The sequence below is a fragment of the Bradyrhizobium oropedii genome (assembly GCF_020889685.1).
In the GTDB taxonomy this organism is placed as follows: domain Bacteria; phylum Pseudomonadota; class Alphaproteobacteria; order Rhizobiales; family Xanthobacteraceae; genus Bradyrhizobium; species Bradyrhizobium oropedii.
The window spans coordinates 21,189-28,813 of record NZ_JACMYO010000108.1 but is presented as its reverse complement, the minus strand read 5'-3'; the positions used below and the strand labels follow the sequence as shown (position 1 = coordinate 28,813).

The window sequence follows — 7,625 nt, the reverse complement described above, 5'->3', positions numbered from 1 at the left end:
TCTAGCGCCGCTCGATGACCAGGCTCTGGACCGCGCGGCCGAAATAGCCGCTGGTGTCGGCGAGCCGCGACATCGCAAGCCCGGCGCCGTCGGGCCCGATCCAGGATTCACCGTCGAGCAGGATCCAGTCACCGACCGGCTCGCGCGCCAGGCTGACCGTGAGATCGGCGTTGATGAAGGTCCATTTGTTGAAATCGAGCGCCGGCGAGGTGCCGTTGGAGAAGTCCGAGGCGACCACCGCGCGCATCGCCTGCGAGACGGCGGCGCCCGCGATCAGCGGCTGGTTGACGCGGAACCAGATCGCGCCAGGGCCCATCACGCCGAAGCGGCCGCGCGCAGCCCGCATCGAGATGCATTTCACGAACGGACTGTTCGCAAGATTACCCGGCTCCGCCGGACTTTCGTCGGGGCCCGGCAGATCGACCGGAAGGGCCGCGATATCCGGCGGCAGCTCGGCCGCCTGCTGCTTGATCTTCAGCACGCTGGCCGAGACGACGAGAACGCCGTCGGCAAGCAGCCTGACGCCGCAAAGCTGGATCTTGCGGCCGTCGCGCAGGATCTCACTCTCGACCGTCAGCGGCGCCACCGGCACCGGACGCATCAGGTCGATCGTGACCCGCGCGATCCGCATCGGCACCGGCGTGGGGATGGCCTCGGCCGCCCACACCACCAGTGCCGCCGGCGCGGAGCCGTGCTGCATCCGCGGGTCCCAAGGACCCGCGGCATCGGGACTGGTGACGACGCGGTCGCCGTCAACGCGAAAGATCGGCTCCATCAAAGCGCCGGATCGACCGCTTCGTCGTATTCCTTCTTGAACCGGCCAATCAGCTCGGCCGCGGGCACCACCTTTGAGATGCTGCCAACGCCCTGGCCCGAGCCCCAGATTTCCTTCCAGGCCTTCGGCTTGGCGCGCTCGCCCGAGGTATCGGTGCCGAAGCTCATCTTCGAGGGATCTGATGTCGGCAGGTTTTCCGGGTCCATTCCAGCCGCGACGATCGACGGCTTCAAATAGTTGCCGTGCACGCCGGTGAACAAATTGGAGTAGACGATGTCCTCGGCCGAGGAATTGGTGATCATGCTCTTGTAGCCCTCGACCGCGTTCGCTTCCTTGGTCGCGATGAAGGCCGAGCCGATATAGGCGAAGTCGGCGCCGATGATGCGCGCGGCGCGAATGGCGCGGCCGTTGGCAATGGTGCCCGACAGCGCGATCGGCCCATCGAACCACTGGCGCGTCTCCGACACGAACGGGAACGGCGACAGCGTACCGGCATGACCGCCGGCGCCGGCCGCGACCAGGATCAGGCCGTCGGCGCCCTTCTCGATCGCCTTGTGTGCGAACTTCTGATTGATCACGTCGTGGAACACGATGCCGCCCCAGCCGTGGACGGCCTGGTTGAGCTCCTCGCGCGCGCCGAGCGAGGAGATGATCATCGGCACCTTGTGCTTCTCGCAAAGCGCCATGTCGTGATCGAGCCGGTTGTTCGACTTGTGCACGATCTGGTTCACCGCGAACGGCGCCGACGGCCGCTCCGGGTGCGCCTTGTCGTAGGCGGCGAGCTCTTCCTTGATCCGGTACAGCCATTCGTCGAGCAGCTCCGGCGGGCGCGCGTTGAGCGACGGAAACGAGCCGACCACGCCGGCCTTGCACTGGGCGATGACGAGGTCGGGCACGGAGATGATGAACAGCGGCGCCCCGATCACGGGAAGAGACAGGCGGCCCTTGAACAGAGCAGGCATGGACATTGGCGGCGGATCCTCGGGTTGGTCGATTGGTTGATCTCGAATGCTGACCGTCATACCAACAAGGCAATCTTTCCAGTGTCAAGTATTGCGTTTTGGCGCTGCAATAAGGATGACAAAACCTCATCCGGACATCGTGTTTTCCACGAGCATCTGGCATCCCAGACGCAAGTTTCGCCGCGGCTATTGGCAGACCGCCCGTGTCACGAAATTTTCCGTCTTGCAGTCGTTCGGGCCGCGCTTGTGGCCCGGCAAATAGACCAGCGGCGAGCACTTCTCGGCGGCGTCGGTGTCGATGCCCTTGCCTTCCTTGAAGCCCTTGCTCTGGCACAGCCGGTCGGCGCCGATCTTGCAATCCGGCGCACCATTCGAGGCCACCACGCAAGCCGCGCGACCGGTCACCACCGTCGAGGGGCGCGCCATGTTCGACAGGTCGTCGAGGGTCTCGCCGGGGCTCTTCAGCAGCGGCAGCACCGACTTCGACTTTTCGAACAGCTTTCCGATTTCGTTGATCAGCCCGGGATTCTCACGCTCGACCGGCGCAGGCGGCAACTCGATCTGCTGCTGAGGCTCGACAGGCTGCTGCGCCGGCGACTGCACGCCGAGCGCGGGCGGCGCGGCCTGGCCCCAGCCGCGATCGAGGGGCGCCATCGACATCGACAGCGCAAGCCCCGCCAGCGCAACGCGCGCCTTCGCGAGCGTGAGCCTGGCGAGGGTGAGCCCGGCAGGATTGAGCAGATCCTCGATTCCGTGAGCCATCGCAGCAAGCGTAACCCGAAGCCGGGCGCAGGCAAAGCCGCGAAGGATTAGATCAGCTTGAATGCGACAACAAAGCCCAGCACCAGCACGATCGCGCCGATCGCGACCCACAGGCCGAGCCGCTTCTCGAGCTCGGCGCGGATGACGTCGCCATAGCGGTTGAGCAGCACCGCGACGAAGAAGAAGCGGCCGCCGCGTGCGACGATCGAGCACAGGATGAACAGCCAGATGTTGTAGCCGGCAAAGCCCGACGTGATGGTCACGAGCTTGTAGGGGATCGGCGTCAGTCCCTTCACCAGGATGATCACGGCACCCCACTCGGCATAGGAGGCGCGGAACGCGTCGACCTTGTCGGAGAGGCCGTAGAGATGGATCAGCCACTGCCCGAGCGAGTCGTAGAGCAGCGCGCCGATCGCATAGCCGAGCACGCCGCCGGCGACGGACGCGACGGTGCAGACGGCCGCGAACCACCATGCCCGCTTCGGCCGCGCCAACGACATCGGCAGCAGCATGATATCGGGAGGGATCGGGAAGAAGGAGCTCTCAGCGAAGGCGACGGCCGCGAGAATCCAGAGTGCGTAGGGCTTGTCGGCCGCGTCGACGCACCAGTCGTAAATCCGTTTCAACATGGGCGCGATGAACCATCATGGAGCGGATTTGTCCATGCCGGGAATGAGCCGAATTTGGTTGATTTACGGCTGCCGTTTGCGCAGCCGGTTCTCCAGCGCGACAATTCGACGCCGAACCACCGGGACAGGCGCGGTCTTGGAAAGGCTCTTGGAGACCTTGACCGGCGACTTCGGCAGCTTCTCGGCGATCCCGAGCAGCCGCTCGCGCCGCTCCATCTCGCGCCAGACATCCTCCGGTTTCACGCCGGCCGACGCCCAGAGCACCGTCAGATTGTAGAGCAGGTCGGCGCTCTCGCGGACCACGGCGTCCGGCTTGCCGCTAATGGCATCGATCACGACCTCGACCGCTTCCTCGGCGAGCTTCTTGGCCATCTTGGCCGGCCCGCGCTGGAACAGCCGTGCCGTGCGCGACGTTGCCGGATCAAGATCCTTGGCCGCGATCACCGCCTCGTAAAGCCGCTCGATCGAATCACTCATCCTACGAGCCTAATCGAAACGCCTCGCCAGCGTGTTAACGGCACAATTGAAAAATCCACCGGCCTTGCAGCCGGCGGACTCGATGTTTTGTGACAGTTCTGAGAACTGCCGACGCGTGTCAGTACGACGCGTGTCAGTACGGCGTGTAGGGCAGTTGCGAGCGACGCCCGTAATAGCCGTGATAACCATAGTACGGCCCACCGCCATAATAGACCGGGCCACCACCGTAATAGGCGGGACCACCGTAGTAGCTCGGACCTCCGTCGTAGTAACCATAGGAGTCATAGTAGTCGCGGCGGTTCTGGGCTGCGGCAATCGCGAGACCCGTGCCGACGATCCCGGCGAACACCGCCGCAGCAGCCGCGCCACCACGATAGTAACGACGGCGCGCGCTGATGTCGGTCGCGTCGCTCGTACCGTGAGATGAGGTCACGGCGGACGCCTTGCCCGCCGCGGCAGAGCCCGCGAACGCCATCGTCGGCTCGACGGCCGTCAACGCCACCGCGGCAACCGTTGCCAATGTGGCTGCGCGGCCAATGGACGAAAAAACACCCTTTCGCGCAAACATTGCAGTCATCCTTTGTGGAAGCCGGCCCGTCGGGCCCTGGTTAGCTAACCACCGCCTCTAGATTAGGTTCCCCAAACCGAACGCAAGCTGAACAACCGTTAGGTGAAAGCAGGTCAAACCTTCGGCAGTCATCGGCCGTTCACCTTGGTCGAGGCAAAATGCAGCAAATAACGCTTGAAATTCACGCTTGAACTGCAGCTTTCCTTGGCGCATTCGATGATGTGAAACAGGCGCAGCCGGCGCGGCACTTTGTCTCGCCTCCCGGATGTCATGATGCAGGTAAGTCGGACCACCGTTCTCCGCTGGATATTGGCCGGCATGATCGGCCTCTCGGGCGGCGCGTGGCCGGTCGTAGCACCGTTGCGCGCCGGCGATGCGCCGCAGCCGCTCACCATCCAGTTCACACTCGATCGTCCGCTCGATGCGGCCGCGGCACCCTTCGTGATGGCGTCGTCCGGCGGCCTGTTCGGCGCCGAGGGCCTCAGCGTCGGCACCAACGTCGCCACCAGCTCGGCGGACGCCATCGCGCGCGTCGCCGACGGCTCAAGCGATTTCGCGCTCGTCGACATCAACTCGCTGATCCGCTTCCGCGACAAGCCTGGTGCCGCTCCCGTCAAGGCCGCGTTCGTGCTGTTCAACCAGGCACCCTATGCGATCATTGCCCGCAAGAGCCGCGGCATCAACGCGCTGACCGATATCCAGGGCAAGAACCTCGGCGTCGCCGAGGGCGACCTCTCGATCCGGCTGTGGCCCGCGGTCGCGAAGCAGAACGGCATCAAGCTGTCGAGCGTGAAGCAGAACACGATCAGCGCCGCGGTGCGCGAGCCGATGCTCTCCGCCGGCCAGGTCGATGCCGTCACCGGCTTCTCCTATCTCTCGGCGATCAATCTGCGGGATCGCGGCGTGCCTGCCGATGATCTCGCGGTGCTGCGTTTCGCCGACTATGGCTGCGAAGCCTATGGCTTTGCCGTGATCGTCAGCCCGCGCCTTGCCGCAGCGAAGCCGGACGCGGTCAAAGGGTTCGTGCGCGCGGTGATCGGCGGCACCAACCTCGCCGTCAAGGACCCGGCCCGTGCGGCGAGCGAGGTGGCGAGCCGGATGGATGGCGGTTCGCGCGATCTGGAGCTCGAGCGGCTCACCGCCATCATCCGCGACAACATCCTGACCGCCGAGGTGAAACGCAACGGCATCGGCGGCATCGACCCGGCCCGCTTCGAGCGCTCGGTCGAGCAGCTCCCGGAGGACTTCAAATTCCAGAAGCGGCCGCACGCCTCCGACATCTTCGACGACCAGTTCCTGCCGCCGATCGATGGCCGGCTGGTGAATTGAGGCTAGCCCACTTCGTCGTCATGCCCGGGCTTGTCCCGGGCATCCACGTTTTCATCGCCGCTAGCAAGAAAGACATGGATGGCCGGGACAAGCCCGGCCATGACGGAGCGTGATGCATCGTCGCCCCGCTGGCCCTCGCTGGCGAACCCTGATTAGATCGTATCCCGCCTGATCGGGCGTCCACCGCTTACGAGTCCCGCCGGCATGTCCATGCTTCGCCTCTATACCCGCGTCCTCGAACTGCTCGGCAAGGAGGCGCGGCTCGGCTGGATCCTCGCCGTCGCCAACATGCTGCTCGCCGCCGCGCAATTCGCCGAGCCGGTGCTGTTCGGCAAGATCGTCGACGTGCTGTCGGGCCGCCCGGTCACCGGACTGTTCGCGACCTCCTCGGCATGGCCGCTGCTGGTGGCCTGGGCGGCGTTCGGCCTGTTCACGATCGGCTGCAGCGCGATCGTCGCGCTACAGGCCGACCGGCTGGCGCACCGCCAGCGCCAGGCGGTGCTGACAGGTTATTTCGAGCACATCCTGCAGCTGCCGCTGACCTTCCACTCCGGCACCCATTCCGGCCGGCTGATGAAGGTGATGCTGAACGGCACCGACGCGCTGTGGCGGCTCTGGCTCGGCTTCTTCCGCGAGCATTTCGCCGCGATCATGTCGCTGATCGTGCTGCTGCCGCTGGCGCTCTACATCAATTGGCGGCTGGCGATCCTGCTGTTCGCGCTTTGCGTGGTGTTCACGGTGCTGACCACGCTGGTGGTGCGCAAGACCTACGGCATGCAGAGCGAGGTCGAGGCCTACTACAGCGATCTCTCGGCACGCGCCTCGGACGCGCTCGGCAACGTCGCGCTGGTGCAGAGCTTCGTGCGGATCGATTCCGAGGTGCAGGGCCTGCGCTATGTCGCCGACAAGCTGCTCGCGGTGCAGATGCCGGTGCTGTCATGGTGGGCGCTGGTCACCGTGATCACGCGGGCTTCGACCACGATCACGGTGCTCGCGATCTTCACCGTCGGCATCGCGCTCCACAATGAGGGCCTCACCACGGTCGGCGAGATCGTGATGTTCGTCTCGTTCGCCACCATGCTGATCCAGAAGCTCGAACAGGTGGTGAGCTTCATCAACAACGTGTTCATGGAAGCGCCGCGGCTGCAGGAATTCTTCGACGTGCTCGATGCGGTGCCGGCGGTGCGCGACCGGCCCGGCGCGATCGATCCCGGCCGGCTGTCGGGCCTCGTCGAGTTCAACGACGTCTCGTTCTCCTATGACGGCAAGCGGCCGGCGATCGAGGATCTCTCCTTCACCGCGTTGCCCGGCCAGACCATCGCGCTGGTCGGCTCGACCGGCGCGGGCAAGTCCACCGCGATCGCGCTGCTGCATCGCGCGTTCGACCCGCAATCCGGCATCATCAAGATCGACGGCATGGACATCCGCGCGATGAAGCTGACGGCGCTGCGGCGGAACATCGGCGTGGTGTTCCAGGAGGCGCTGCTGTTCAACCGCTCGCTCGCCGACAATCTGCGCGTCGGCAAGCCCGATGCGACCGACGAGGAACTGCGCACCGCCGCGGCGCGCGCGCAGGCGCTGGATTTCATCGAGCGCAGCGACAAGAAATTCGAGACCCATGCCGGCGAGCGCGGCCGCATGCTCTCCGGCGGCGAACGGCAGCGGCTGTCGATCGCGCGTGCGCTGCTCAAGGATCCGCCGATCCTGATCCTCGACGAGGCGACCAGCGCGCTCGACGCGGTCACCGAGGCCAAGGTGAATGCTGCTCTCGACGAAGTGATGAAGGGCCGCACCACCTTCGTGATCGCGCACCGCCTCTCGACCATCCGTCACGCCACCCGCATCCTGCTGTTCGACCAGGGACGGGTGATCGAAAGCGGAACTTTCGATGAACTGGTGGCAAAAGGTGGGCGTTTTGCCGATCTCGCGCGTGCCCAGTTCATGGTTCAGGAGCAGGCGCGCGCCGGCATCGAGACACCATAATTCTCCCCTTTCCAATTGAGGCGGCTGCCGAAATTCAGCCGATTTCGTCCACGATATAGTTAGCCGGCCTCTGTTCTCTGCTGGCAAGCCGGTATAGGGTTTGCATCGCCGCAACGCGGCGCCGGACACGCTTGAAACCC

The 7,625-nt window shown here is 65.1% G+C and carries 9 protein-coding genes; 2 read left to right on the top strand and 7 right to left on the bottom strand.

What is annotated here, in order from left to right; translation table 11 throughout:
* Nucleotide 1 precedes the first annotated feature (1 nt).
* The 7 genes from H8A95_RS26750 to H8A95_RS26720 form a co-directional block, all read right to left on the bottom strand.
* Complete coding sequence (locus H8A95_RS26750; protein ID WP_229185923.1) at nucleotides 2–775, bottom strand: thioesterase family protein; 774 nt, start codon at nucleotides 773–775, stop codon at nucleotides 2–4.
* The gene (locus H8A95_RS26745; protein WP_229185922.1) at nucleotides 775–1,743 is read right to left on the bottom strand and encodes an NAD(P)H-dependent flavin oxidoreductase; all 969 of its coding nucleotides are present in this window, start codon (nucleotides 1,741–1,743) and stop codon (nucleotides 775–777) included. Before H8A95_RS26745 ends, H8A95_RS26750 begins: the two co-directional genes overlap by 1 nt.
* A gap of 180 nt (nucleotides 1,744–1,923) precedes the next feature.
* Complete coding sequence (locus H8A95_RS26740) at nucleotides 1,924–2,499, bottom strand: hypothetical protein (RefSeq protein WP_229185921.1); 576 nt, start codon at nucleotides 2,497–2,499, stop codon at nucleotides 1,924–1,926.
* Nucleotides 2,500–2,546: 47 nt separating this feature from the next.
* Nucleotides 2,547–3,128 carry a YqaA family protein gene (locus H8A95_RS26735; RefSeq protein ID WP_229185920.1) on the bottom strand — a complete coding sequence of 194 codons (582 nt, stop codon included), beginning with the start codon at nucleotides 3,126–3,128 and terminating at the stop codon, nucleotides 2,547–2,549.
* A gap of 63 nt (nucleotides 3,129–3,191) precedes the next feature.
* Nucleotides 3,192–3,605: a phosphoribosyl-ATP diphosphatase gene (hisE, locus tag H8A95_RS26730; protein ID WP_229185919.1), complete on the bottom strand. Its 414-nt coding sequence runs from the start codon at nucleotides 3,603–3,605 to the stop codon at nucleotides 3,192–3,194.
* A gap of 133 nt (nucleotides 3,606–3,738) precedes the next feature.
* The gene (locus tag H8A95_RS26725; protein ID WP_229185918.1) at nucleotides 3,739–4,173 is read right to left on the bottom strand and encodes a hypothetical protein; all 435 of its coding nucleotides are present in this window, start codon (nucleotides 4,171–4,173) and stop codon (nucleotides 3,739–3,741) included.
* Between the two features lie 128 nt (nucleotides 4,174–4,301).
* Nucleotides 4,302–4,493 (bottom strand): hypothetical protein, encoded by a 192-nt coding sequence (locus tag H8A95_RS26720; protein ID WP_229185924.1) that lies wholly within the window; start codon nucleotides 4,491–4,493, stop codon nucleotides 4,302–4,304.
* On the opposite strand from H8A95_RS26720, the gene H8A95_RS26715 reads away from it, so the two are divergent.
* Both H8A95_RS26715 and H8A95_RS26710 read left to right on the top strand, forming a co-directional pair.
* Nucleotides 4,447–5,502, top strand: coding sequence for an ABC transporter substrate-binding protein (locus tag H8A95_RS26715; protein WP_229185917.1), 1,056 nt, complete (start codon nucleotides 4,447–4,449; stop codon nucleotides 5,500–5,502). The genes H8A95_RS26720 and H8A95_RS26715 overlap by 47 nt on opposite strands.
* A gap of 204 nt (nucleotides 5,503–5,706) precedes the next feature.
* Entirely contained in the window at nucleotides 5,707–7,485 is a 1,779-nt protein-coding gene (locus H8A95_RS26710) for a glucan ABC transporter ATP-binding protein/ permease (RefSeq protein ID WP_229185916.1), read from the top strand.
* The last annotated feature ends 140 nt before the right edge of the window (nucleotides 7,486–7,625 follow it).